A 24,606-nucleotide genomic window follows, 5' to 3' on the forward strand; every position below is an offset into this window, starting at 1 on the left:
TACTTGTTTTGTAGGAATGTCTGTGGAAATGAGAAATAAAAATAGAATTGAAAGGAGTATAACTATATGAATTTAAACAATTTTACAATTAAAGCACAGGAAGCCGTCCAGCAGGCCGTGCAACTTGCTACTCAGAATGGGCAGCAGGCGATCGAAGCCGTACATTTGCTGAAAGGTGTCATTATGACGGGCGAAAGTGTGACCAATTTCATCTTCCAGAAGCTGGGTGTCAATATCCAGAATCTGAATCGTGTATTGGATGCGCAGATCAGTTCATTACCGAAAGTATCAGGCGGAGAACCTTACCTGTCAAGTGAAGCAAATGCCGTTTTGCAGAAAGCAATCGGCTATTCATCCAAAATGGGGGACCAGTATGTGTCTCTGGAGCCGATTATTTTGGCCTTGTTCACGGAAAAGAGCACTGCTTCTCAAATTCTGAAAGATGCCGGTATGACAGAAAATGAATTACGCCAGGCGATTGAAGAATTGCGGAAAGGGAATAAGGTAACCAGCCAGTCGGCTGAAGATACATATGATGCACTGGGAAAATATGCGATCAACCTGAACGAACGTGCCCGTAGCGGCAAGTTGGATCCGGTGATCGGTCGTGACGACGAAATCCGCCGTGTACTTCAGATCCTGAGCCGTCGTACGAAAAATAACCCGATTTTGATTGGTGAACCGGGTGTTGGTAAGACGGCGATTGCCGAGGGGCTTGCTCATCGTATCGTCCGGGGTGACGTACCGGAAAATTTGAAATCGAAACAGATTTTCTCTTTGGATATGGGAGCTTTGGTTGCCGGGGCCAAATATAAAGGCGAATTTGAAGAACGTTTGAAAGCTGTAGTGGGTGAAGTGACTAAATCGGATGGGGAAATCATCCTTTTTATCGATGAGATCCATACATTGGTCGGTGCCGGTAAGGGCGAAGGTGCGATGGATGCCGCCAATATCCTGAAACCTGCTTTGGCTCGTGGTGAATTGCGTTCGATCGGTGCGACGACGCTGGATGAATATCAGAAGTATTTTGAGAAGGATAAGGCGCTCGAACGTCGTTTTCAGATTGTTATGGTGGACGAACCGAACGAATTGGATGCCATTTCCATCCTGCGTGGTTTGAAGGAAAAATATGAAAACCACCATAAGGTCCGTATCAAAGATGATGCCATCATTGCAGCCGTCCAGTTGTCTACACGATACATCACTGACCGGTTCTTGCCCGATAAGGCGATCGACCTGATGGATGAGGCAGCAGCCCGTTTGCGTTTGCAGATCGACTCTGTGCCGGAATCTCTCGACGAGGTTTCCCGCCGTATCAAGCAACTGGAAATCGAGCGTGAAGCGATCAAGCGTGAAAATGATAAAGGAAAGCTGGAACAGCTCAATAAGGAAATTGCCGACCTGAAGGACGAAGAAACGAAACAGAAGGCTCAGTGGCAAAGCGAAAAAGAGCAGATCAACAAGATTCAGCAGAATAAGATCGATATCGAAAACCTGAAGTTTGAAGCTGATAAGGCCGAACGTGAAGGCGACTACGGTAAAGTAGCCGAAATCCGTTACGGAAAGATCAAACAAAAGGAGGAAGAGATCAGGGAAGTCCAGGAGAAACTGAAGACGATGCAAGGTGCTTCTGCCATGATCAAGGAGGAAGTGGACAGTGAAGATATCGCCGATGTGGTATCTCGTTGGACGGGAATTCCTGTCAGCAAGATGATGCAGAGTGAAAAGGAAAAATTGCTCCATCTGGAATCTGAATTGCACACGCGTGTGATCGGGCAGGAGGAGGCCATCAGTGCTATTGCTGATGCTGTGCGCCGTAGCCGTGCCGGATTACAAGACCCGAAACGACCGATCGGTTCATTTATTTTCCTCGGTACGACAGGTGTCGGTAAGACAGAGCTGGCCAAAGCATTGGCGGAATATCTGTTCGACGACGAGAATATGATGACTCGTATCGATATGAGTGAATATCAGGAAAAGTTTAGTGCGACTCGTCTGATCGGTGCGCCTCCGGGATATGTCGGCTATGATGAAGGTGGCCAGTTGACGGAAGCGATCCGCCGTAAACCTTATTCGGTCGTCCTGTTTGATGAAATCGAAAAGGCTCATCCGGATGTATTCAATATCCTTTTGCAGGTGTTGGATGATGGACGGCTGACCGACAATAAGGGACGTGTCGTCAACTTCAAGAATACGATCATTATTATGACCAGTAACATGGGATCGTCCTTGATTCGTGAAAACTTCGAGAAGATGACACCCGAAACGCACGATCAGGTAGTGGATGAAACGAAGATCCAGGTGTTGGAATTACTGAAGAAGACAATTCGCCCGGAGTTCCTGAACCGTATCGATGACATCATCATGTTTACTCCGCTCAACGAAGAAGAGATCCGCAAGATCGTGACTGTTCAGCTGAATAGTGTGAAGAAGATGCTGGCCCAGAATGGGATTGCGCTGGAATTTACGGATGCAGCTCTGGCATTTATTTCAGACAAAGGGTTCGACCCGCAGTTTGGTGCCCGTCCTGTAAAACGTGTCATCCAGAAGTATGTCCTGAACGAACTGTCCAAAGAGTTGTTGGGCGGAAAGATCAACAAAGATCGCCCGATCACAATCGACAGCAACGGTGCCGGTTTGGTCTTCAAGAATTGACCGAAGATGGTTGGATTGATATATATTTATGTGAAAGGCTCTGCTCCCAAAAGGAGTAGGGCTTTTTTTGTTGGTCCGGATGTTCTATCTTTGTGAAAATATTTGAATATGCACCATCCATTACAAGTTCTGAAGCACTACTGGGGCTATGACGGGTTCCGGCCGGGACAGGCAGAAGTCATAGACAGTATTCTGTCCGGGCATGATACATTGGCGCTTATGCCGACGGGAGGAGGTAAATCCATTACCTTCCAGGTGCCTGCATTGGCGAATCCGGGTATTTGCCTTGTGGTCAGTCCGCTTGTCGCTTTAATGAAGGACCAGGTGAGGAACCTGCAAAAGCGAGGGATTCTGTCGGCGTTTATCAGTTCCGAAATGCCGCATTGGGAGATTTTGCAACAACTGGATAATTGCATCTTGGGAGATTATAAGTTCCTTTACATTTCTCCTGAACGTATTTCTTCCGAACTGTTTCAGGAGAAGTTGAAGACGTTGTCCCGCAAAGTGAATTTGCTGGTTGTGGATGAAGCGCACTGTATCTCTCAATGGGGGAATGATTTTCGCAGGGATTACCGCTTGATTGCGGATATCCGCGATGCTATACCGCAGGTCCAGGTAATTGCCGTAACAGCCTCAGCAACGGCAGCAGTGGTTGCCGATATCTGCGAACAACTCCATTTCCGCAAAGGATATCGGATATTCAAGACCTCTTTCGAACGGAAGAACCTTTCGTTCGTAGTCCGTAAGACCGATAATAAATTGAAAGAAATCTGCCATATCCTGTCGGCCGTACCCGGCTCTGCAGTGATTTACAGCCGTACTCGCAAAGGGGTGGAAGAATATGCCGGAAAGTTGCGGGCGGCAGGTATTTCAGCCGAATATTTCCATGCAGGCCTGGACCCGGTCCTGAAGACAGAGCGGCAGACGAATTGGGTGAAAGGATTTACGCGTGTGCTGGTCGCTACCAACGCATTCGGAATGGGGATCGATAAAGGGGATGTGCGGGTGGTTATCCATACGGAGTTTCCTGATTCGATGGAGGCTTATTACCAGGAGGCGGGACGTGCCGGCCGTGACGGGAAACGGGCTTATGCTGTAGCTTTGTTGGGACCGCAGGACATAACGGATATAAAAAGACGTCCTTCCAATGCTTTCCCTACGGTTGAATATATCAAACGGGTATATGAAGCGTTGTGTAACCGTTTTCAGATTGCAGAAGGGGATGGGGAAGGCGTGTCTGTCTATCTGGATGAACCGGAGTTTTTGAGAAGCTGGCATTTCGATAAGGGCCGTTTGCGTTCTTCCCTTGAAATACTCTCTTTGTCGAACTATCTGACGTTTGAACCCTATCCTAATTCGCAACCCTATTTGCGATATGATCAGCCTCGTTGGACGATGGATCGTTTCCTGAACGACGCTTCTCCTGCCGCCAAAGTCGCTGTTGAAATCTTACGGAATTACGAAGGGCTTTTTTCTGCCGGAGTTTTCGTCAGTGTCGATATGCTGGCGCGAAAAACCGGGCTGGAAGCTCGTGAGGTGGCGAAAGTCTTAGGGTATCTGCGGAATGTCGGTTTCTATTATGTCCCTCCCCGCAAAGAACCCCGGATCACTTTTAAGATGATCCGTGTCCCTCTGGATCGTCTTGTCATTACGACCGCATCCTATGAAAACCGTTTGGCAGCTTTCAAAATGCGAATCGAAAAGGTGGTGGAATACCTTGAGACTCAAGGTTGTCGCCAGGAGTTTATTTCCGGATATTTCGGTATGAAAGGGACACGATGCGGATGCTGTGATAATTGCTTGCAGAAGTAGTAAAGGTAGTTCAACTTAACCCTATGTGTTACGGAGGCTAATGCATAGAGTTAGTCCTCGTAAAGCTATGCATTAGGAACCTGTTTAAGATTCGGATTGATTTTTTGGAGTACCTGTATGGATAACGGATATTTTTGTTTATGTTTGTAGCATCTATCAACCAAAAATTAAAAAGATATGAGTGACAAAGACGATTTAATTTATGATGAAGATGATTCTGTAGCATTTATCCAGAACTATCTTCCCCAGGAATTGAAAGGAAAATTCAGTAATGACGATATTAATTATATTGTGGATCTGATTTATGAATTTTATGAGTCGAAGGGGTTCCTTGATGAAAATTCCGATGACAATGCCGAAATTGATATTGATGAAGATGAATTGATCGGGTTTGTTGTAAAGAATGCGCAAAAAGACGGTGTTGGCAAGTTCTCACCTGAAGACATCACTTTTATTGTACAGGGAGAACTTGAATATTGCGATTCCATCAACATGTTCGATTAATAGACTGTTGTATAGTTACAATATAGTTTATAAAAGAATAAGAAGATGAAAAATTTTAAGTTGTTATCAGTTTTGCTGCTTTGTATGGCAGTCGTTTTTACGAGTTGTGGAACATGGAACAATACCGCTAAAGGTACGGCTATCGGAGTCGGCGGAGGTGCGGCAGTAGGTGCCGGAGTCGGTGCTTTGGCTGGTAATACTGCATTGGGTTCGATAATCGGTGCTGCCGTGGGCGGTACTGCAGGTGCCCTAATCGGTAAAAAGATGGATAAACAGAAGAAGGAACTGGAAGCTACGCTGCCGGAAGAAACGACTGTCGAGACCATCAACAACGGTGAGGCGCTGAAAGTCACCTTTGATTCGGGTATCTTGTTCGCAACCAATTCGAGCACTGTCAGTGCCGCTTCCAAGAGTGCTTTGCGTGACTTGGCTGCCAGTTTGAATGCAAATCCGGATACAGACATAAAAATCATAGGGCATACGGATAATACAGGAAAGGTTGATTACAACCAAACATTATCTGAAAAACGTGCAAAGAGCGTATTCGATTATCTGATGGAAGACCAAGGCGTGAGCAGTAAGCGCATGACTTATGAAGGCAAGGGAGTACATGAACCGGTTGCTGACAACAGCACTCCTGAGGGACGTGCGTTGAACCGTCGAGTGGAAATCCTTATCCTTCCCAACTCAAAAATGGTACAGGAAGCACAGCAAGGAACATTGCGATAAGAAATTATAGAACTCTGGATCATAAGGAGGTATGTTAATCCCTCTTTATTACGATCTTTTAGGCACGGATTTCACGGAATTACACGGATAAATTAATTTTCTTTCTGTGTTTTCCGTGTATCCGTGCCTAAATTATGTTTATCAGTAAGTAGGATTTTGTTTTGATACCTCCTTTGCCTTTGTATTAACAGTCGTTTATAACCGTTCCAAAATCTTCAGACAAGTTAATTAACACTCTTGAAAAGGGAGAATGCAAACCTTTTTTAGTTCATGTTGTTTAAATAGTAACTTATATATAAGTGCACAAATAATAGTATAAACTGTTTTAAACGTTGAATGAGATGAAAAAGATTCTTCCTTTTTTCTTATTGGTTCTTTTACTGGCGTCTTGCCAGAAGGATCCAGACATGTCAAAACTAAGCGATGATTTCGTAGTATTCACAGATCACAACAAGGATGCTAATTTCGAATCGTTTACAACTTTCTACATCCCTGATAGTGTAATGGTTATCGGTAACAGTGAAAAACCGGAATTCTGGAGTGCGACTGAAGCTGACGATATCGTCTCTACCTTGGTTAGTGGCATGGAAGGCCGTGGTTACACACGCGCATCGGATAAAGAATCTGCGGATCTGGGTTTGCAGGTTTCTTTTGTGAAAAATGTAAATTACTTTACAAACTATCATGACAATCCATACTGGTGGTGGGGGTATCCGGGATATAACTGGTGGTACGGCTACTGGGGTAACTGGACTGGTGCATGGAATGGATGGTATTATCCGTATCCTGTAGTATACAGCTATAGCGTAGGTTCTTTATTGGTTGAACTGGTTAACTTGAAGGCTCCGTTGCCAAAATCTACGGATGCTAAACTTCCGGTTCTTTGGACTGCTTACATGACTGGCTTGCTGTCCGGTTCCGACAAGGTAAATATCGAACTTTCTACTCGTGCTATCGAGCAGGCTTTTGTACAGTCACCGTACTTGAAAAAATAATTAAACGCGAATTAGATAAATTTGAGTCTTATGAAAAAGATATATAAATCAATAAAATTAATCGCTTTACTTGTTGCCTGTTTAGCGATACCTTCCCTGGCTGGTGCCCAGGTTGTAAAGAACATGTATTTTAATATTGACTGGCAGATCAACTCTCCATTCAGTCAGGATTTCTCAGACAAGACAAGTGGTTGGGGAGCACATGCGGAAGCCGGTTATTATGTAATTCCTAATTTCTCGGTAGGTGCATTTATCTCTTACCATACCAACAATAAGTATATCGATCGTCAGACATTGCCGGTAAGTTCTACATCGGCCATCACTTCCGATCAGCAGCACTCTATCTTTCAGTTGCCTTTTGGTGCAGCTTTTCGTTACAACGTAGCTCCCGAAAGTCAGTTCCAGCCTTATGCTGGTGTGCAGTTGGGTGCAAGCTATAGTGAAATGTCGACTTATATGAATGTAATGAAAGTATACGACCGTAACTGGGGTTTCTATGTGTCTCCTGAAATCGGTATGAATATGTATTTTACACCTCAGAAACAGATCGGTCTGCATATTGCTGCCTACTATAATTATGCAACTAATAAAGGAGAAGTCCTGAGTTATTCGATCGATGGATTGAATAACTGGGGTATCCGTTTAGGTCTTGCATTCTAATGCGAAGTTTGTTCTTTTAAGTGTTTTATGTAGTTTATGGGGAACGGGAGGCTGTCGTAATGACACCTCCCGTTTTTTGCTTTACAAGATTTGTAGTTTGAGACCGAACGAGAGGCTCAGATAGTCTTTGGGTTTCAGGTAACCGTTCCCGATCTTGTTTATCAGATATAGGTCACAGGTACTGAGTTCGTAAAAGAAAGAGATGGATTTATGCCAGCTCTTTTTTGTGTCTAGCTTCAATGTGAATCGCTCTCCAATGAAAACATGGGTACGGATGCGAGTAGAGAACCAGTAATAGCCTTGCGGATATTTGTCCGGCTGCTTGCCCCAGAAATCGCGATCTAAAAGAGTATTGATATAGACACCGCAGGCGAGAGGTTCGAAAGACAACTTGTCGGCGATACGGATGTTCCAGGGATAATAATTCTGTTTGAGTGTAAGGGTTGCCATAGCATGGCGGTCCGAGTTGCGGGGAACTATCCCCAAATATACATCTGTTTCCCAGTGGTTACGATAATAATTCCAACCTGTTCCGAGTGAAAGCATGCCCATTGATCCGGCAAACTGTAGTTTGGTATAACGGGGAATGAGTTTTTCCCATCTGGATATATATTTCTCCACGCGTTTCTTGTATCGCACATCATCCTCGATTTTCTCCTGTGCCTGTAAGGTGCCGGTCAGGAAAAGAAATAGGAACATCCATTTAAAAATCGATAACTTCATACGTGTAGTCGTCTGGGGTTAGGGTGAATAATAGGTAGTTGCGTTTGGCTATATTGCTACAGCCATAGTAGATGATCCCATCGTCGAAAAGGTCTTCCACTTGTAATTGATGGTTATGCGCATTCAGGCAGAATTGCAAAGAGGGGAATTCGCGGATATATAGTTGGAATACGTCTTTTACGTTATTATCAAACTGTTCGCTTCCGGGACGTGCATGCATGGCGATGACCGTGCGGCTGTAATGGCGGGTACTGTCTTGCAGTTCCTCTTTCAGGAAACCGAAATCGGGAACAGGGTGGGAGTAGTCGTATTCGATCGCATTGGTGTTAAGGCAAACGAATTTGACGTCCCGGACGATAAAGGAAAAGTTTTCTCTCCCAAACAATTTATTGAAAACTTGGTCGCCATTGCCGATTACGTCATGGTTACCGATCAATCCGACATACGGGATATCGAGCTTCGACAGGATATCGACGGCCCACTCGTATTCTTTCTTCATACCGAACTCGGTATAGTCTCCTCCATGTATGATGAAATCGATACTGTCTTTTTTTGTATTGATATGTTTTACGAAATCTTCCGTCTCGTCGTAGCTACGTTGGGTGTCGCCCATCAGGACGAAGCGGATCGTGTCTTTATCTTTTGTTGCTGCCTCGATAAGCGGGATGTTGTTGCTGTTGATATCGCGTTCGGAAATGGTGAGCCGGCCGTCATACGGATGGTAATCGATCAGGTCGCATGCAGACAAGAGTATGCACAGGAATAATGGTAGAGTTTGTTTATACATGACATCCTAACTTTTATTTGTATTTGTGGCAAAGTTAGGATGTCATGCTACTTCAAAAAAGGTCAAGATGCAATGAATAATGTGCCAATACGAAGAAACTCTCTCATTGGCACATTATTTAATGTAATTATAATACCGGTTGAAGAAATTTTTGAACCAGCCTGTCTTCATCAATCCTTTTTCGAAAAGCAGGATTCCTAAAAGGGCGCAACAGATTCCCAAGGTCACATCTATAATATAGTGATGTGAAGTGTAAACTGCTGTTCCCCAAATTCCAGCCATGATGATGGCAAACAGGATAATCACAAATTTATTGCATTTATTGATAATCGCATAACATAGTGCCACAACCATATATGCGGCATGTAATGATGGAACTGCCGCGAATACGTTTGCGTTGCGGCCATAGATGGAATCGAAGATCGAAAGGCCGGTCAATGCGTCGAACCTACCGAGACCGGCAACATTGCCCGGTGTGTCGAGTATCGGTTCGAAACCATAATTGATTGCATACCAAGGAGGAGCTGCCGGGTGGATATAATATCCGGCAAAACCGATCAGGTTGACGAACAGGAATACCATCGAGAAGCGAAGATACAAATTACGATCCCCCTTGAGATAGAGCCACAGCCCGAAAGCGATCGGAACCGGAACCCAGCAGAGATAAAATATGCCTGCAAGAAAGTCCGCTATCTGGCAATTATGAATCGCGAAATACTCGCAAGGAATCAGGATATTTCCATTATCGTTTATACCGAACAGACTTTTTTCCAGATTATACAGACTTTCCACATCAATCGGGTTGGCTTCGTAGTTTGGGAAAACACGCATCCAGTCGTATGAAATGCCAAAAAGAGCAAACGGCAACAAGGCTACAGCCAACTTACGGGTGGTCTTGCTGGCGAAGAAGAGGAGCAGATAGAGGCCGACCATGAATACATGCTCCGGGCGCAATCCGATACATACGGCTGTCAGCAAAAGAAACAACGCTGTCAGGCTGATAACGGTCCCTGCCTCCTTTCTTGACGGGAGTACAATAGTCTCTTTCATTCGTTATCTTTGCTGCTCAATAGTTTACGACAGTGGTTCAGGCGTGCGAATGCCGTGATGTTGGAAAATATCGCAACGATCAGCAAGGGAATGACGAATATCATGATCGGTTCGAATGTCTCGTTGTTTTCCATCATGGGTGCGAAGATTCCGCAGCAAAGAGCACCTAACCCGGTCAACACCACGCGTTCGGGACGTTGCATGAAACCAACTTTACATTCAAGTCCCAATCCTTCGGCACGGGCACGGACATAGCTAACCATCAGTGAGCCAATCAAAGCAATGAAAGCGACGATCGAACTGATGACATATCCCTGATTGATCAGATAGAAACAGATCCCGAAGAAAACAGTTAGTTCGCTGTAGCGGTCCAGTACCGAATCGTACAAGGCTCCGAATGTGGAACTCATTTTGCCGATACGCGCCACCTGTCCGTCCATCATGTCGAACAGTCCGGCAAACAGGATGATGCCGCCACCCCAGCCGATGTAGTAGAAATCACCTCGTTCTCCCTTCATTCCGGCATAAAGGAATATGCAGGCAGCCACAATATTCAGGATTAATCCTGTCGTCGTAATAAAATTGGGTGTGATCCCAATTTTAATCATCCCATGTACGATTGGGTTGATGATCTTATAGATCGTCTGTTGCAACCAATCTCTAAAAACTTTGAATTTCATATCTAACTATTTTGTTTTTATTTTGAGTTCACTCTCTGGAAACGGCCCCTGATCCTACAGTTCTTGTAGACAAAGACACGTTGCATATTATAGTTCCAAAGAAATCCGACAAGCAGCGAGACTACTATCTTGGAAAAGACGAACAAGTCGTCGATATAATGTTTCAGGGTTTCCTGGACCCAGGGATTCTTGCTGATCGTTTCCGTCATGAAGTAGATCCCCCAAGTATTCAGTAAGATACTGCCGATCCAGACCAGCAGGTATTTTACCATTACATGCCGTTTCTTGCATTCTTTGGATTTGAATGTCCATTTGTAATTGATGATGCAGTTCACGATCCCGCCGCAGACAGAACCGGTGAAAGTCGCATACACGTAATAAATTCCAAATAGTTTGACCAATAAGATCGTGACCAGAAAGTCTGTCGCACTGGCAATCTGCGAAGAAAATTGGGCTCGTATGAACATAAATATCCCGCCTTTCTCCGAAAACGCTCTTGCACTCTTCTTTATCCAATCAACCATCTTGCACCGATTAGCAGGATGAGGCTATATATTCCAGCCAAAATATCATCCATCATTACTCCGACTCCTCCCTTGAGATTTTCCATTTTGCGTATACCCAACGGCTTGAAAATATCGAACAGGCGGAATAGCGCGAATGCTGCCAGTGCATACCACAAGTTACCGGCCGGTGCTGCCAAAAGCGGAATCCAGACACCTACCATTTCGTCTACTACTACCCGCGAAGGGTCTTCTCCCCAAATAGGTTCGACTGCGTTTGCCGAACGGATGCCGGCAATCGTAAATATACCGACCAATAACGCGGTTATAATAAGAAGCAGAGTAGGGGATACGGCGCACGACAATGCAAGCCAGATCAGCGTAGCTAACAAGGCTCCTGCCGTTCCCGGAGCAAGCGGAGAAAAACCGGAACCAAAGCCTGTTGCAATAATAATATGAATTAGTGGAACTCTTTTCATTCTGTCAGTAAAATGCGTGCAAAGTTATAAAAATAATATAACTTTCTCCTTTATCCGGGAGAAAGTTATATCGAGAATTCCATCAGCATGGAATTTTAGTTTCATAGGCATATAACAAAAGTTTCATGGGCATGAAACTAAAATTTCCCTATAATGAAACAAAAGTTTTCCTATAATGAAACATTAGTCACATTATAGGGAAACTAAATTTGTATTACCCTGAATTTTAGTCCAGATAGTTAGGGGCTTTTTCTCCGATCATCTCGCGCAACGTCTGCTTAACCATTCTCCATTGCTGGAAGAGGTCATGTACGGGCTGATGTTCGAAGTCGTGCATCGGACTCTTGCAGAAGAAAGACAACCAGGTCTGGATACCACACATACCGGCACGCAGGGCCAGATCGCTGAATAACACCAGGTCGAGTGCGATAGGAGCAGCCAGGATGGAGTCGCGGCAAAGGAAGTTTACCTTGATTTCCATCGGGTAACCCATCCAGCCGAAGATGTCGATATTGTCCCAGGCTTCTTTATTGTCTTTGCGGGGTGGATAGTAGTTGATGCGTACCTTATGATATACGTCTCCGTACAGGTCCGGGAATTTTTCGGGTTCGAAGATGTTGTCGATGACAGAGAGCTTGCTGACTTCTTTTGTCTTGAAGTTTGCGGGGTCATCCAATACTTCGCCGTCACGGTTTCCTAAGATGTTGGTGGAGAACCAACCGCTTACTCCTAACATACGGGTTTTGAACATCGGGGCCAATACTGTCTTCATCAAAGTCTGTCCGCTCTTGAAGTCCTTACCGGAGATAGGCACATTCATCTTTTTAGAGAATTCCCACATGGCGGGAGTGTCCACGCATAGGTTGGGAGCACCCATGATGAACGGAGCGCCTTCTGCGATAGCAGCGTAAGCGTAGCACATACTTGGGGAAACGGCTTCCGTGTTGTTGTCCTTCATTGCTTTTTCCAAAGCGGCAAGAGACATATGCTCGCCAGATAGCGGAATATAGATTTCTGTACTTGCAGCCCACAAGACGGCGATGCGCTCGCAATTGTTGGCAGCCTTGAATTCACGGATATCTTGGCGAAGCAGTTCAACCATATCCCAACGGGTGGCAGCCTGTTTGATGTGTGTGCCGTTCAACCGCTTTGCCCAGTTATGATCGAATGCGGCCGGCATCGGCTTGATTGCTTCCAATTCGTCTTTTACGCCGTTCAAGTCTTTTTCTTTCAAGACTTCTGCGTACATAGCCGCTTCGTATGCATTATCAGGGAAAATGTCCCATCCGCCGAAAACGATGTCATTCAGGTCGGTCAGAGGTACAATATCTTTGATCGCTTTTTCTTCTCCGTTTTCTAAACGCATTGTCGCTAACTGTGAGATTGAACCGATAGGCTTTGCCAATCCTTTACGTGCAGCCAGCGTACCTGTAATCATGGTAGTGGCAACTGCACCACCTACCCCAACAACCAGAATGCCAAGTTTGCCTTTGGCTTCTTTAACTTCGATTTTTTCCATGTCAAATTAAGTTCAAAATGATTGGGACAAAATTAGGCTTTCTGGTTGAGACATAAAAAACTATATGTCGGCTTAATTGGTCAGAAATACTATAAAATAGGCCTTTTTTACATATTAATGTATCGAAGCCTCTTTTTTTAACTTCCTATGATTATAAGGATGTTCTTGAGGAAAAGTCTTTTTTTATGTGTCTTTTTTGAATTGTTATGAATTAATTTCTCGGTTTTATGGTGGAATATCCATTTTTAATGCTTTCCTTTGTAGCCGACAAGCAAAACTGTTTGTGTAGTTCTTTATCTCCGATTTAATATTCATAGAGAATATGATTTAGCAGACATTGATCTTTCCTAAAAGTTTTATTGTTTCAAATTTTTTTATTAATTATTTTATATCATTTTTTGTATGAATATTTACATTGGTAACCTGAACTATCGGGTTAGAGAATCAGACTTACAACAGGTTTTGGAAGAGTACGGTACAGTTGAATCAGTTAAATTGATTATTGACCGTGACACTCGTCGTTCTAAAGGTTTTGCTTTCGCAGAACTTCCTAACGAAAACGAAGCAAGAAACGCTATCGAAGAATTGAACGGCGCTGAATACGAAGGACGCCAGATGGTTGTAAAAGAAGCAACACCGAGACGCTAATAAAAATAGCATCAAAGTATACGAACGGGGATATGGACAAGATTCTATATCCCCGTTCTTCGTTTATTCCTTTTTAATTGTTACGTTTGCACTTAAATTTGCAGTAGATGAAAAGTCTTTTAAATATTTCCTGTTTGCGTATCAGCTTGTGCCTCCTGCTATGTTTGGCGGGAACTTCATTTGTCCATACACTTCATGCTCAGATTCCGGACCGCGTTTTCAAGACCGATTACCGGATCGATCCGGGAAAGAAAGGGGAACTTTCGGTTGAAATAGATAACCTGAGTTTCTTTAAAGATGATGAATATACCGGTTCGTTTATGAAAGGTTATACGTTGCCGGGGCTTTGGTTACAGGCAAAGGCTGTCTATTACCCGTTGGAAATGTTGAAACTCGAAGCAGGTGTTCATTTGCAACGTTTTTGGGGGGCGAATCGCTATCCCAATATGGCTTATCAGGATATTGCGCATTGGAAAGGTGATCAGTACCAGAAAGGCTTTCACGCACTTCCCTGGTTCCGGGCGCAGGTGGCCTTGTCTGATCATGTGAATATCGTGCTGGGCGATTTGTATGGGGCGGCCAATCATAATCTGATAGAGCCATTGTACAATCCGGAGTTGAATATGGTTGCCGATCCGGAGATGGGATTACAATTGTTGTATCATTCCCGCCGGTTCGATTTGGATGCGTGGGTGAACTGGGAAAGTTTTATTTTTAGAGATGATGTCCATCAAGAAGCTTTTACGGTCGGGTTGTCTACTCGTTTCAAGTTTAACGATCCGGATTCGCGTTTTCATTTCTATGCTCCTTTGCAAGCTTTGGCTCAGCACAGAGGAGGAGAGATCGATACGATCCTGACCAATTCTGTCCAGACATTGATGAACGGTGCTGTCGGAATTGGGGGAGTGTGGAACACGGGGCATAAGATATTCAAGAGTGTAAATGTGGAACTGGATGCTGCCGGCTATTATCAGCAGGCCGGTAAGTTGTGGCCTTTCGATAATGGCTATGGTGTGTATGCACGTGCGTCTGCCGATATTTACGATTTCCGTGTGAAGACGTCCTATTGGAGATGCCATCAGTTTATTTCCATGTTCGGCAGTCCGTTTTATGGAGCTGTCTCGACATCCGATGAAGGTCTTACTTTCGATGATCCTTCCTGTGTTTATTTTGGTTTGGAGTATTCGCGTGAATTGGCAAAAGGCTTCTCGCTTGGTATCGATCTGGATATATATGAACATCTGCCTGTCGTTTTTCGCGGCACTGAGCAGGACGGCTATAAATCGTTTGCCAAAACCAGTTTCTCTGCCGGGATTTATCTGAGGGTAAATCCGTCTTTCCTGATAAAGAAATTTTAAGAGTTAATAGTTGCCCGGCTTTCTGTCCAGGCGGAACAGGGTGAAAAGTAGTGCTGCGATGATAACCCAATTCGTGACGATCATTATCGTGAATAGATTGATTAGTTGCGGTAGTTGGTCTCTTGTGCAGTCAGACAATTCGTTGAGGGGATCGCTGAAGTTTCCATATAATCCCATAATTATGATCGTTTGTATTACGAGTAAGACAATAACCAGTCCCGCACAGATGTATTTTGTGAAATTATTCATGTTTTTAAAGTATTATCTGCAAAAGTATAAAAAATACCATTGCTTTGCATTTTATTGGAGGAGAATGTCGGTAAATAATCAAAGTTTGTAAAAATATTATTATTTTTGTAGGCGAGATGTTAATTGAATGGTCTTAAATCGCTGGTAATATGTTCGATATTTCTTTATTGTATGAATTGAAGAAAGGGAATAGAGAAGCCTTTAATGGTGTTTTCCGCTACTACTATCCCCGGATGATGGCTTATGTTGCTTCTATGGTTGAGCAAAAGGCGGCAGAAGATATTGTCCAGGATGTTTTCCTGTATGTGTGGGAAAACCGTGAAAAGCTATATGTCAGTGATGGTTTCCATTCCTATCTTTTTCAATCTGCTTATACTCGTTGCCTGGACTATTTCAAGAAAAACCTCTCGATTGAAAAATACCATTCTCATACTTACGAGAAGTATTTGGAAGATTATCAGGATCTGTTGAAAGGCGACAATCCTGTTATTGAGGAGCTTTCTGTTAAAGACTTCTATCGCCATTTGTATGAATTGCTGGAACATCTGCCAGTACAGCGTCGTGAAGTTTTTATCCTTACTTATATAAAAGGGCTGACGACTAAAGAAGTTGCGGAGCAAACCCGGATGCCGCAACGTACGGTGGAGAGTCATTTGTATTTGGCGCTCCGGTTCTTAAAGGGACATATGTCCAGGAATGATTATTATATGCTTTGTGCCGTTTTCCTTTCGCATGGCATACACGCTTGATAAGATAAACGAAAAAAATCATTTTTGCTCAGTAGTTTTTCCTCTTTGATCGTTTTGCCTATATAACAAGGTGAAAAATGGAATTTGATTACGCACTTTTGGCAAAATATCTGATCGGTAGCCTTTCCCCGGAAGAAATGGAGGAGGTGATGAGGTGGCGTGATTTGTCGGCTGAGAATGAGGTTGTTTTTTCAGAAGTGTTACGTTTGCGTCTTTCGTGGAATGCGGCTAAGTATGCGGATGGCGAGCGAATAGATATGGCTTTGGAAAAGGTGAATGTCCGGATTAACCGAGCAAGGCGTTACCGAATTGCCCGTTCTTTGTTGAAATATGCCGCTATTATCTTGCTGTTTGTCTCGTTTTCAACTGTCGGATGGAATTATTTTAAGCCGGAAACTTATGTGACTATCGCTTTAGGAGATAGCGAAAGCGTGAAAAAAGTAACGTTGGATGATGGCTCGGTTGTTTGGTTGAGGGGGAATTCCGTATTGAAAATACCGCAGTCATTCAGTGCCGTCAACCGGACGGTCTCCTTGCAAGGAGAGGCATTCTTTGACATCGCAAAGAATGCTAAATCACTATTTATCGTTGCTACCGATTATGTGAAGGTAGAGGTACATGGAACTTCCTTTAATATCAATGTTAACGCTGAAAATAAGTCTGTAGAAACCGTTTTAGTAAGAGGTAGTGTCAGCCTGCATACTCTGAACGGAAAGAAAATTTTAGAAATGAATCCGGGAGAACGGGTTGCCTATTCTTGGGATGAAAATACCTGCTTTACGGATCATGTCGATGTGAATGTCTGTGCTACATGGCGCTTTAACCAACTGGTTTTTGAAAATACTACACTTCGTGAAATCGCCAATCAATTATCAATCAAATATAATGTAAATGTAAACATCGAGTCGTCGAGGCTGGCTCAACGCAGGTTTCGTTGCGTGATCAATGAAGACGAGCGCTTGCCGGATGTTTTGGAGCAGCTTTGCTATTTGGCACCGATTACTTATCGGATTGAGAGTTCCGAAATTTATATATCTGAAAAACAAACAAAAAAATGAACGTCTATGGGAAATTGAAATGTAATCTGAAGTAAACAGTTCCGTAATATCGGGGATATTCCTTTGCAGCGGTTAATTAAAAAATGCTGTCCGGTATGGGAAGTGTTGTTGGCGGGTACGGATGTATCCGGTAAAAAGTTAACTGTTTTTTATAGTACTAACAAAAACGAATCACATGGTATGAATAAAAAAGTATCTATTGCGACATTATCTGCATTCTTAGTCGCAACATCGCCTGCAATGGCGGTAAATGAAGCGAATACTTTGTATGTGAATCTGGAATTGTCTTTGAACAGGACAACTGTAGGTATGGTTATACAAAGTATCAGCCAGCAAACTGGCTATGAATTTTCTTATGATGAATCTATCTTAAGTAAAGAAATCTCAAAAGTATCCGTCCGTGTAAAAAATGAACACATCGAAAGTGTTTTAAAGAAAGTCTTTAAGAATACGGATATTTCTTATCGAATAGTCGATAACCGAATTTTCCTGCAAGATAACGCAAAGGCAAAAAGTGTGTCTTTTGCAAGTGTTCAACAGACTAAGAGGACAATCAGAGGTACGGTTGTCGATAATACCGGCCTTCCTGTTATCGGGGCAAATGTCATTGTGAAAGGAAGTGCCGGTGTCGGTACGGTGACAAATGTCGACGGTGATTTTACATTGGAGGGGATTGAAGACGGTGCGACATTGATGATTTCCTATATCGGTTATGTAGATCAGGAGGTTGCCGTAGCGAAAGGGAAAAACGATTATAAAATCACAATTCACGAAGATACACAGAATCTGGATGAGGTAGTCGTTGTCGGCTATGGAACGCAAACCAAAGTAAACCTGACAGGAGCGGTGAGCACGATTGGCAAGGACGAATTGATCAATCGGCCTGTGACGAATGTCTCTTCTGCTCTCCAGGGGTTGACTCCGGGGGTTACGATAACATCTGGAACAGGGCAACCCGGTAGCGATGGTTCGACCATACGTGTTCGTGGAGTCGGTACCTTGAACAATGCTAATCCTTATATTCTGGTGGATGGGATTGAAACTGGGACTTTCGATTCGATCGATCCTAACGATATCGAATCGATTTCAGTGTTGAAAGATGCCGCTTCAGCTGCTATTTACGGTTCTAAGGCGGCTAATGGTGTAATCCTGGTTACGACCAAGCGAGGGAAAGCCGGAAAAGCGTCTGTATCTTATAATGGTAATGTCAGTTTTTCGAATGTGTCGACTTTGATTGACCGTCTGAGTTCTTATGATTATGCCCGTCTGTATAACCAGTTGTTGACTCAAGATGGGGCATCTCCCCGTTTTACGGACGAGGATCTCCGTTTATTTCAGGATGGAACGGATCCTTATGGACATCCGAATACAGTTTGGACAGATTATATTTACCGGACTGGTTTTATGCATAAGCATAACCTCAATGTCAGTGGGGGATCGGAAGATGTGAAATATATGGCTTCTGCTGGTTTCTTAGGGCAGGAAGGTACATTGCAGAATTCGGATCGCCAGCAGTTTAATCTGCGAACGAATCTGGATATCAAATTGTCGGATAAATTTACCATGCGGACTAATATGGCTTTTATCCATAACGACTATTCCGAACCGAACGCGTCTTATGGAGGTGGTTCTACTCAATTGATACGTCAATCAGATCGTATAGCTCCTTGGATTCCATATAAGAAGGAAGATGGTTCTTACGGCTCTATATCGGACGGAAACCCGGCTGCTTGGGTTGACATTAATAGCCGGAAATATCATCTACAGCAAAATTTCTCTGGTGTATTGGCCTTTGACTATCATATTATAGATGGGTTGACCTTTACGTTGCAGGGAGCTTATGTGACGGATATAAAGGAAACGAAAGATTACCGTAAGGAGTGTTGGTATGACGATGTCAACTATCACGGACCTGATCAGTTGACTGAAACGATTTCGAGGTGGAGTCGTTATACATTGGATGCTTTGTTGAATTATGATAAAACTTTTAACCAAAATCATCATTTCAAGGCAATGGCAGGTTATAAGGTGGAAAAATATGATTACCGGAAATTGGAAGCGTTCCGTAAAAGTTTCCCGAACAGTGAAGTGACTGATTTGAACGGTGGTGATTCTTCGACACAAACGAACAGTGGTTATTCTCGTGAACTGGCTTTGTTGTCTTATTTCGGACGTCTCAATTATGACTACAAAGGCAAATATCTGTTGGAAGCCAATTTCCGTGCTGATGCTTCTTCCCGTTTTGCAAAGGGCTATCGTTGGGGATACTTCCCGTCTTTCTCTGCCGGATGGCGTATTTCGGAAGAAGATTTTATGGAAAATACGAGAGGCTGGTTGCAGTCTTTAAAATTTAGAGGATCTTGGGGCTTGCTTGGAAACCAGGATGCGGTGAAGGACGAGTATTATCCTTATTTGCCTACTTTATATATTGGTAAAAACTTCCCGTTCGGTGGAACTGTTCATCAGGGTATCACGGTCGTAAGCCATAAGGTTACGACTATTTCCTGGGAAAATTCGACAAACTGGGGAATCGGCTTTGATGCGAATTTTTTGAACGAGTTTATGCTGAGTGTTGAATATTATAACCGTAAAACATCCGACATTATTATGGATATTCCAGTTTCCGATACATTCGGTATATCGGGGACGTATCAGGATAACAAAGGTTCTTTACGTAATAGCGGTGTGGAAGCAAGCTTTGCCTGGAACCATTCCTTCAATAAGGACTGGAGAATGGGAGTTAATGCGAATTTCTCCTACAATAAAAACGAATTGTTGGATTTGGCAGGTGTCAATGAGATCATCGACGGTTATACAATTAATCGTATTGGCGAACCTTATCAATCATTTTATGTGTATGAAGTAGATGGGTTGTTCCAAAGCGACGAGGAAGCTGCCGCTTACGAAAAACAGTATGGCAACCCATGGTCTCTGCCGTTCAAAGGTGGTGATTTCCGGATCAAAGATGCGGACGGCGATGGAAAGTTGACGGATAAAGATCGGGTGGTGAAAGGTACGCAACAACCTAAAACGACTTTTGGTTTGACACTGAGTGCAGGTTGGAAAAATTTCGACTTGTCGGTGTTTATGCAAGGTGTGACAGGAACAAACCGTTACTTCTCAAGAGATGTTGTCGGTTCGTTTATCGGTGATACTTCACACCCGAGTACGAATTGGTTGGATGCTTGGACTCCTGAAAATACAAATGCGGAATGGCCACGTCTGTTCCTTGAGGAAAACTCGATCAGTTCCCCGCAGCGCGTAAATTCATCTTTCTGGTGTATGAACACGAATTACCTGCGTATCAAGAATGTCAATTTCGGCTATACGTTACCGAAAACTTGGACGAGTAAGTTAGGAATAGCTAATGCGAAGATTTACTATACAGGCGAAAATCTGTTTACGTTCGACAGTCTGCCATTCAATGCGGATCCAGAATCGCCGTCGGGCAACTTGGATGTTTATCCTATAAGCAGAAGCCATTCATTCGGTATTAATGTAACTTTTTAAACGGATTTATATATGAAACTGAAAAATATATTAGGTCTTGCAGTCTGCCTGGTAGGGACAGGTGTATTTGCTTCTTGTGATGATTTTTTTGATTTGAATCCGAAAGATCAGTTGACGACAAACACATTTTGGAATACTTCCGAGGATGTCGATGCCGCTGTAACCGCTGCCTACAACTGGTGGGTTAATAACTATGTCGGATCGAAATTTATTTTTTATGAAGATAGCTATTCGGATATCGGTTTCAATTATACGAATGCTTCTAACATGAGAAACATGGGGAGGGGGAGTGTTTCTCCTACTGCGGCCCCGAATTATTGGAGGCAGTATGAAACGATACGCCGTTGTAATTTCGTAATCGAAAATATTGACTTGGTTCCGGCTTCTGCTATGACGGAAACGGAGAAGAATGATTTTCTGGCACAAGTACGGGCAATTAGGGGATATAGTCATGCTTACCTGGCAACCTGGTATGGAGATGCCGTTATTATGGATTTTGTGCCTGCAACGGCTGACGATGCCAAACTTCCGCGTGAACCGGAAGCAAAAGTGAAAGAACATGCCATGAACGACTTGATGTGGAGTGCTGAACATATAGCGGAGAAGCCGGCCGAAAAAGGACGCATTGCCAAAGGTACGGTTCTTTCGATGATCGCTCGTTTTAATTTGTTATGGGGTAATTATTCGGAGGCGTTGGATGCTGCAAATAAAGTGATTGCTCTGAACCAATACGAACTGGATCCTGATTTTCTGAATATGTTTTCTATGTCCGGACAAAATTCGAAAGAAATTATTTGTACCTATGAACATGTCCAGACGACTTATGCTTATGGTGATGTCATCCGTTTCTATAACAATTCGGATGGTGGTTGGGCCTCTTTTGTACCGACCCAAAACATGGTGGATATGTTTGAAATGGCGGATGGCAAGTTGATCGATGAGGCTGGTTCCGGCTATGATCCGGTTCACCCGTTCTACAATCGTGATCCGCGATTGAAAAATACGGTTATCTATTCCGGATTGGATTGGATAGGACGCAATGGCGTGTCGCGAATTTTCAATACTCTTGACAAGACTTTGCCGGGCGGTTCTTCTAATAAGGATTATTATACGGCGGCAGATAATGCGTCCCATACTGGTATGCTATGGGCTAAATATTTGTATCCTAACCAGGGACAATATTCTACATCCATGAATGATGATGCCTTGTGTCCGATCATCTTCCGGTATGCGGAAATATTGTTGACGAAAGCAGAATGTTTGGTCGAGCTGAATCAGGATTTGCAGGAAGCTATGAATATCATCGACCGGTTACGTTTGCGAGGAGGCCATATCGCTGTTGACCGTTCTAAGTATGATACACAAGCCAAAGTTCGCGAACTGGTAAGAAGGGAACGCACGATAGAATTGGCCGGTGAGGGTTTCAGATTTGAAGATATCGTTCGATGGGATGAATACGACAAGAGTGGAGCTAAAACCGGAAAGAAAGTGGCAGAGACTGTTATGCCGGGTGACTTGTATCGTTTGTGTGGTACTGTCGACTATGATGAACCGGATCCGGACCGTCGCGCCGTGATCGATGTGAATGCTCCTCGTGAAGACCGATTGGTTGAAGTTCGTTATTTCGATAAGAAGCAGTTCCATTTGCCTATACTGCAGGCGGAAATGGATGCAAATCCTCAATTAGTTCAGAATGATGGTTATTAACAGAAAAATTAAACATATTTACAATGAGATATATTAGAAACTTGATATATATCCTTTTATTCACAGTTGCCACTCAGGTGGCAACTGCGCAAATAAAGATCCTTTACGGACCTTATCTGCAGAATGTAAAAGAGAATGAGGCAACTATTGTCTGGGTAGCGGATAAGCCGTCTATCGGCTGGGTAGAATTGGCTCCGGATGATGGAACTCATTATTATGGAGAAGAGCGGCCTAAATATTTCGATACGACCAACGGTGTTAAAAATACATCCTTGCTGCATGCTGTGAAGGTAAAAGCGTTGACTCCCGGAACAACCTATCGTTATCGTATTTATGCTCAAGAAGTATTGTCGCATGAAGGAATTAATGTCATATACGGACGTGTGGCTGCTTCGGATGTTTACAAAAAGAAGGCCTTGACGTTTACAACGTGTGATCCGGATAAGAAAGAGACTTCTTTTGCGATGATCAATGATATTCACGGACGTGAGAACATTATTACGAAACTGTTGAATAATGCAAACTACAAGGATAAAGACTTGATTATTTTCAACGGGGATATGGTTTCGGAGTTTAAAGACGAGCAAACGATCTTTAATGGATTCATGAAAGAAAGTATCGACTTGTTCGCATCGGAGAAGCCTATGTATTACGCTCGTGGTAATCATGAAACCCGTGGTGAGTTTGCCACTTCCTTCCAAAAATATTTTTCACCCAAAGAACCGTTTTTGTATTATCTTTTCAGACAGGGGCCTGTATGTTTCATTATGTTGGATACGGGGGAAGACAAACCGGATTCCGATATCGAGTACAGCGGTATTACTGATTATGACGGTTATCGTACGGATCAGGTGGAATGGATGAAAGAATTGTATAAAAATGAAGATTTCAAGCAAGCTAAATTTAAAGTTGTCATTGCACATATGCCCCCTTCCGCTGATCTCAATATCTGGCATGGGCAGAAAGACGTATTAAAGAAATTCGTTCCTATCTTGAATGAACTCGGAGTTGATCTGATGCTGTGCGGACACCTCCATCGGAACAAATATGAGGAACCGAGTGCCGGGATTAAATTCCCTGTATTGGTAAATTCAAATAACAGTGTGGTTTCTGTGGAGACTAATGGTAACCAGATGGATCTGGTAGTACTTGATTTGGATGGCAAAGTCGTGACAAAAAAGTCATATACGGCAAAATAATCCTCATAATTCAGTATTAATTTATATGAGTGCGGTTACTCGGGTAGAAATCCGAGTAATCGCACTTAATGTATTTAGTCTTATCCGATATTTTATCATATTCTCTTGTTTTTTTATAGAACGATTTCATTTTTAGGGATATAGATAGGTTCATAGAGATTACTGTGAATATTTAGTAGGGATCAGGTTTTATAGTAAAAATGTACGAAATCGTCCGATATGTATCTTACAAAGGGATAAAAAACGAATCCAGAGTCTTTTCGGACGAATTTGAACTTATGGATAAAGAGGAGAAGTATAGTTTTGTGGCAGGTAAAATTTTTAACAAAAAAATAAATATATGGATAGGATGCAATTTCAACAAAGACTGGTCGGTCTACAGGAACACATGATGAGTTTTGCCATCAAACTTACTGCTAATAGGGATGACGCTTTGGATCTGTTGCAGGATACGACGCTGAAAGTTTTGGATAATCAGGAAAAGTTTGTAGATAATATCAATTTTGCTGGTTGGGTTATGACCATAATGCGTAATATCTTTATAAACAACTATCATAAGGTTGTTCGTGTACAGAGTATCGTTGACCAAAATGCGGATTTGTATAATCTGAATGTTCCCAATGATTCTATTTCGGGTTCTCCGGATAAGATTTACCAGATTCAGGAGGTCACAAGAGTTGTTGCTGGGCTCAGTAGTGAGCTTAAAATTCCGTTTTCATTGTATCTGAATGGTTATAAATATCATGAGATAGCAGAAGAACTGGATCTTCCCTTGGGAACGGTAAAGAGTCGTATCTTTTTTGCACGCAAGGAATTACAAAATACACTGAAAGATTACCAATATGCATGAATATGATTGAATACTATTATTTTCAAAACTAATATGAATCTGAAAAAACTTAGGATATTGGTTTTGTTTTTATTAGTAGGAAACAAAATAAAAAATGCTGTTGTTATTCTATAAAAATATATAGTCTTTATTGCAATAATAGATTTATTTGTAGGTAATTTTTTAAGAAGGAGGGTATTGTT

General features: G+C 43.0%; 22 protein-coding genes. 14 read left to right on the top strand and 8 right to left on the bottom strand.

All coding sequences use genetic code 11. The annotated features are described in order from the left end of the window. Positions 1 to 66: 66 nt before the first annotated feature. The 6 genes from clpB (at position 67) to NQ564_RS03440 (ending at position 7,355) form a co-directional block, all read left to right on the top strand. Positions 67 to 2,655 (top strand): ATP-dependent chaperone ClpB, encoded by a 2,589-nt coding sequence (gene clpB / locus NQ564_RS03415; protein ID WP_008147406.1) that lies wholly within the window; start codon positions 67 to 69, stop codon positions 2,653 to 2,655. 108 nt (positions 2,656 to 2,763) lie between these two features. Then, positions 2,764 to 4,467: a RecQ family ATP-dependent DNA helicase gene (locus NQ564_RS03420; protein WP_008147410.1), complete on the top strand. Its 1,704-nt coding sequence runs from the start codon at positions 2,764 to 2,766 to the stop codon at positions 4,465 to 4,467. A 177-nt stretch (positions 4,468 to 4,644) separates the two neighbouring features. Continuing rightward, positions 4,645 to 4,971 (top strand): hypothetical protein, encoded by a 327-nt coding sequence (locus NQ564_RS03425; protein ID WP_005635220.1) that lies wholly within the window; start codon positions 4,645 to 4,647, stop codon positions 4,969 to 4,971. A 45-nt stretch (positions 4,972 to 5,016) separates the two neighbouring features. Next, a complete protein-coding gene (locus tag NQ564_RS03430; protein ID WP_008147412.1) occupies positions 5,017 to 5,700 on the top strand; it encodes an OmpA family protein in 684 nt (227 codons plus the stop codon). A gap of 341 nt (positions 5,701 to 6,041) precedes the next feature. Continuing rightward, complete coding sequence (locus tag NQ564_RS03435; RefSeq protein ID WP_008158500.1) at positions 6,042 to 6,695, top strand: DUF4136 domain-containing protein; 654 nt, start codon at positions 6,042 to 6,044, stop codon at positions 6,693 to 6,695. Between the two features lie 30 nt (positions 6,696 to 6,725). Continuing rightward, positions 6,726 to 7,355: a porin family protein gene (locus tag NQ564_RS03440; protein ID WP_008147417.1), complete on the top strand. Its 630-nt coding sequence runs from the start codon at positions 6,726 to 6,728 to the stop codon at positions 7,353 to 7,355. Between the two features lie 81 nt (positions 7,356 to 7,436). On the opposite strand, the gene NQ564_RS03445 is transcribed toward NQ564_RS03440, so the two are convergent. The 7 genes from NQ564_RS03445 to NQ564_RS03475 all read right to left on the bottom strand — a co-directional run bounded on the left by NQ564_RS03445 (position 7,437) and on the right by NQ564_RS03475 (position 13,096). Beyond that, the gene (locus tag NQ564_RS03445; protein WP_165352353.1) at positions 7,437 to 8,078 is read right to left on the bottom strand and encodes a hypothetical protein; all 642 of its coding nucleotides are present in this window, start codon (positions 8,076 to 8,078) and stop codon (positions 7,437 to 7,439) included. Continuing rightward, positions 8,059 to 8,865: a metallophosphoesterase family protein gene (locus NQ564_RS03450; protein ID WP_039848056.1), complete on the bottom strand. Its 807-nt coding sequence runs from the start codon at positions 8,863 to 8,865 to the stop codon at positions 8,059 to 8,061. Before NQ564_RS03450 ends, NQ564_RS03445 begins: the two co-directional genes overlap by 20 nt. 114 nt (positions 8,866 to 8,979) lie before the next feature. Next, positions 8,980 to 9,915, bottom strand: coding sequence for a phosphatase PAP2 family protein (locus NQ564_RS03455; protein ID WP_008147426.1), 936 nt, complete (start codon positions 9,913 to 9,915; stop codon positions 8,980 to 8,982). Next, entirely contained in the window at positions 9,912 to 10,595 is a 684-nt protein-coding gene (locus NQ564_RS03460) for a CDP-alcohol phosphatidyltransferase family protein (RefSeq protein ID WP_008147427.1), read from the bottom strand. The genes NQ564_RS03455 and NQ564_RS03460 overlap by 4 nt, the downstream gene beginning before the upstream one ends. Positions 10,596 to 10,612: 17 nt before the next feature. Further along, entirely contained in the window at positions 10,613 to 11,119 is a 507-nt protein-coding gene (locus NQ564_RS03465) for a GtrA family protein (RefSeq protein ID WP_008147429.1), read from the bottom strand. Beyond that, the gene (locus tag NQ564_RS03470; protein WP_008147431.1) at positions 11,104 to 11,577 is read right to left on the bottom strand and encodes a phosphatidylglycerophosphatase A family protein; all 474 of its coding nucleotides are present in this window, start codon (positions 11,575 to 11,577) and stop codon (positions 11,104 to 11,106) included. The genes NQ564_RS03465 and NQ564_RS03470 overlap by 16 nt, the downstream gene beginning before the upstream one ends. Before the next feature lie 226 nt (positions 11,578 to 11,803). Continuing rightward, a complete protein-coding gene (locus tag NQ564_RS03475; protein ID WP_021862120.1) occupies positions 11,804 to 13,096 on the bottom strand; it encodes an inositol-3-phosphate synthase in 1,293 nt (430 codons plus the stop codon). 402 nt (positions 13,097 to 13,498) lie between these two features. On the opposite strand from NQ564_RS03475, the gene NQ564_RS03480 reads away from it, so the two are divergent. Together NQ564_RS03480 and NQ564_RS03485 are read left to right on the top strand one after the other, a co-directional pair. Beyond that, positions 13,499 to 13,744, top strand: coding sequence for an RNA recognition motif domain-containing protein (locus tag NQ564_RS03480; RefSeq protein ID WP_005635197.1), 246 nt, complete (start codon positions 13,499 to 13,501; stop codon positions 13,742 to 13,744). A gap of 107 nt (positions 13,745 to 13,851) precedes the next feature. Beyond that, complete coding sequence (locus NQ564_RS03485; protein ID WP_021862119.1) at positions 13,852 to 15,102, top strand: hypothetical protein; 1,251 nt, start codon at positions 13,852 to 13,854, stop codon at positions 15,100 to 15,102. 3 nt (positions 15,103 to 15,105) lie between these two features. On the opposite strand, the gene NQ564_RS03490 is transcribed toward NQ564_RS03485, so the two are convergent. Continuing rightward, positions 15,106 to 15,351 (bottom strand): hypothetical protein, encoded by a 246-nt coding sequence (locus tag NQ564_RS03490; RefSeq protein ID WP_008147439.1) that lies wholly within the window; start codon positions 15,349 to 15,351, stop codon positions 15,106 to 15,108. Between the two features lie 149 nt (positions 15,352 to 15,500). Here NQ564_RS03490 and NQ564_RS03495 point away from each other — a divergent pair, with 149 nt between their 5' ends. The 6 genes from NQ564_RS03495 (at position 15,501) to NQ564_RS03520 (ending at position 24,424) form a co-directional block, all read left to right on the top strand. Further along, positions 15,501 to 16,100: an RNA polymerase sigma-70 factor gene (locus tag NQ564_RS03495; protein WP_021862118.1), complete on the top strand. Its 600-nt coding sequence runs from the start codon at positions 15,501 to 15,503 to the stop codon at positions 16,098 to 16,100. Positions 16,101 to 16,177: 77 nt separating this feature from the next. Continuing rightward, the gene (locus tag NQ564_RS03500) at positions 16,178 to 17,158 is read left to right on the top strand and encodes a FecR family protein (RefSeq protein WP_008147442.1); all 981 of its coding nucleotides are present in this window, start codon (positions 16,178 to 16,180) and stop codon (positions 17,156 to 17,158) included. A 180-nt stretch (positions 17,159 to 17,338) separates the two neighbouring features. Next, positions 17,339 to 20,668 carry a TonB-dependent receptor gene (locus tag NQ564_RS03505; RefSeq protein ID WP_129649773.1) on the top strand — a complete coding sequence of 1,110 codons (3,330 nt, stop codon included), beginning with the start codon at positions 17,339 to 17,341 and terminating at the stop codon, positions 20,666 to 20,668. A gap of 12 nt (positions 20,669 to 20,680) precedes the next feature. Further along, a complete protein-coding gene (locus NQ564_RS03510; RefSeq protein WP_008158486.1) occupies positions 20,681 to 22,375 on the top strand; it encodes a RagB/SusD family nutrient uptake outer membrane protein in 1,695 nt (564 codons plus the stop codon). Positions 22,376 to 22,398: 23 nt separating this feature from the next. After that, positions 22,399 to 23,574 (top strand): FN3 domain-containing metallophosphoesterase family protein, encoded by a 1,176-nt coding sequence (locus tag NQ564_RS03515; protein ID WP_008147452.1) that lies wholly within the window; start codon positions 22,399 to 22,401, stop codon positions 23,572 to 23,574. A 340-nt stretch (positions 23,575 to 23,914) separates the two neighbouring features. After that, on the top strand, positions 23,915 to 24,424 hold the full coding sequence (locus NQ564_RS03520) for an RNA polymerase sigma factor (RefSeq protein WP_039848057.1): 510 nt from the start codon (positions 23,915 to 23,917) through the stop codon (positions 24,422 to 24,424). Positions 24,425 to 24,606 lie beyond the last annotated feature (182 nt).

The sequence above is a fragment of the Parabacteroides johnsonii DSM 18315 genome, from assembly GCF_025151045.1.
Lineage (GTDB): Bacteria > Bacteroidota > Bacteroidia > Bacteroidales > Tannerellaceae > Parabacteroides > Parabacteroides johnsonii.

Bases quoted from the DNA above. Each gene is read 5' to 3' on its own strand.
- clpB (WP_008147406.1), top strand. From the start codon at position 67: ATGAATTTAAACAATTTTACAATTAAAGCACAGGAAGCCGTCCAGCAG.
- NQ564_RS03420 (WP_008147410.1), top strand. From the start codon at position 2,764: ATGCACCATCCATTACAAGTTCTGAAGCACTACTGGGGCTATGACGGG.
- NQ564_RS03425 (WP_005635220.1), top strand. From the start codon at position 4,645: ATGAGTGACAAAGACGATTTAATTTATGATGAAGATGATTCTGTAGCA.
- NQ564_RS03430 (WP_008147412.1), top strand. From the start codon at position 5,017: ATGAAAAATTTTAAGTTGTTATCAGTTTTGCTGCTTTGTATGGCAGTC.
- NQ564_RS03435 (WP_008158500.1), top strand. From the start codon at position 6,042: ATGAAAAAGATTCTTCCTTTTTTCTTATTGGTTCTTTTACTGGCGTCT.
- NQ564_RS03440 (WP_008147417.1), top strand. From the start codon at position 6,726: ATGAAAAAGATATATAAATCAATAAAATTAATCGCTTTACTTGTTGCC.
- NQ564_RS03445 (WP_165352353.1), bottom strand. From the start codon at position 8,078: ATGAAGTTATCGATTTTTAAATGGATGTTCCTATTTCTTTTCCTGACC.
- NQ564_RS03450 (WP_039848056.1), bottom strand. From the start codon at position 8,865: ATGTATAAACAAACTCTACCATTATTCCTGTGCATACTCTTGTCTGCA.
- NQ564_RS03455 (WP_008147426.1), bottom strand. From the start codon at position 9,915: ATGAAAGAGACTATTGTACTCCCGTCAAGAAAGGAGGCAGGGACCGTT.
- NQ564_RS03460 (WP_008147427.1), bottom strand. From the start codon at position 10,595: ATGAAATTCAAAGTTTTTAGAGATTGGTTGCAACAGACGATCTATAAG.
- NQ564_RS03465 (WP_008147429.1), bottom strand. From the start codon at position 11,119: ATGGTTGATTGGATAAAGAAGAGTGCAAGAGCGTTTTCGGAGAAAGGC.
- NQ564_RS03470 (WP_008147431.1), bottom strand. From the start codon at position 11,577: ATGAAAAGAGTTCCACTAATTCATATTATTATTGCAACAGGCTTTGGT.
- NQ564_RS03475 (WP_021862120.1), bottom strand. From the start codon at position 13,096: ATGGAAAAAATCGAAGTTAAAGAAGCCAAAGGCAAACTTGGCATTCTG.
- NQ564_RS03480 (WP_005635197.1), top strand. From the start codon at position 13,499: ATGAATATTTACATTGGTAACCTGAACTATCGGGTTAGAGAATCAGAC.
- NQ564_RS03485 (WP_021862119.1), top strand. From the start codon at position 13,852: ATGAAAAGTCTTTTAAATATTTCCTGTTTGCGTATCAGCTTGTGCCTC.
- NQ564_RS03490 (WP_008147439.1), bottom strand. From the start codon at position 15,351: ATGAATAATTTCACAAAATACATCTGTGCGGGACTGGTTATTGTCTTA.
- NQ564_RS03495 (WP_021862118.1), top strand. From the start codon at position 15,501: ATGTTCGATATTTCTTTATTGTATGAATTGAAGAAAGGGAATAGAGAA.
- NQ564_RS03500 (WP_008147442.1), top strand. From the start codon at position 16,178: ATGGAATTTGATTACGCACTTTTGGCAAAATATCTGATCGGTAGCCTT.
- NQ564_RS03505 (WP_129649773.1), top strand. From the start codon at position 17,339: ATGAATAAAAAAGTATCTATTGCGACATTATCTGCATTCTTAGTCGCA.
- NQ564_RS03510 (WP_008158486.1), top strand. From the start codon at position 20,681: ATGAAACTGAAAAATATATTAGGTCTTGCAGTCTGCCTGGTAGGGACA.
- NQ564_RS03515 (WP_008147452.1), top strand. From the start codon at position 22,399: ATGAGATATATTAGAAACTTGATATATATCCTTTTATTCACAGTTGCC.
- NQ564_RS03520 (WP_039848057.1), top strand. From the start codon at position 23,915: ATGGATAGGATGCAATTTCAACAAAGACTGGTCGGTCTACAGGAACAC.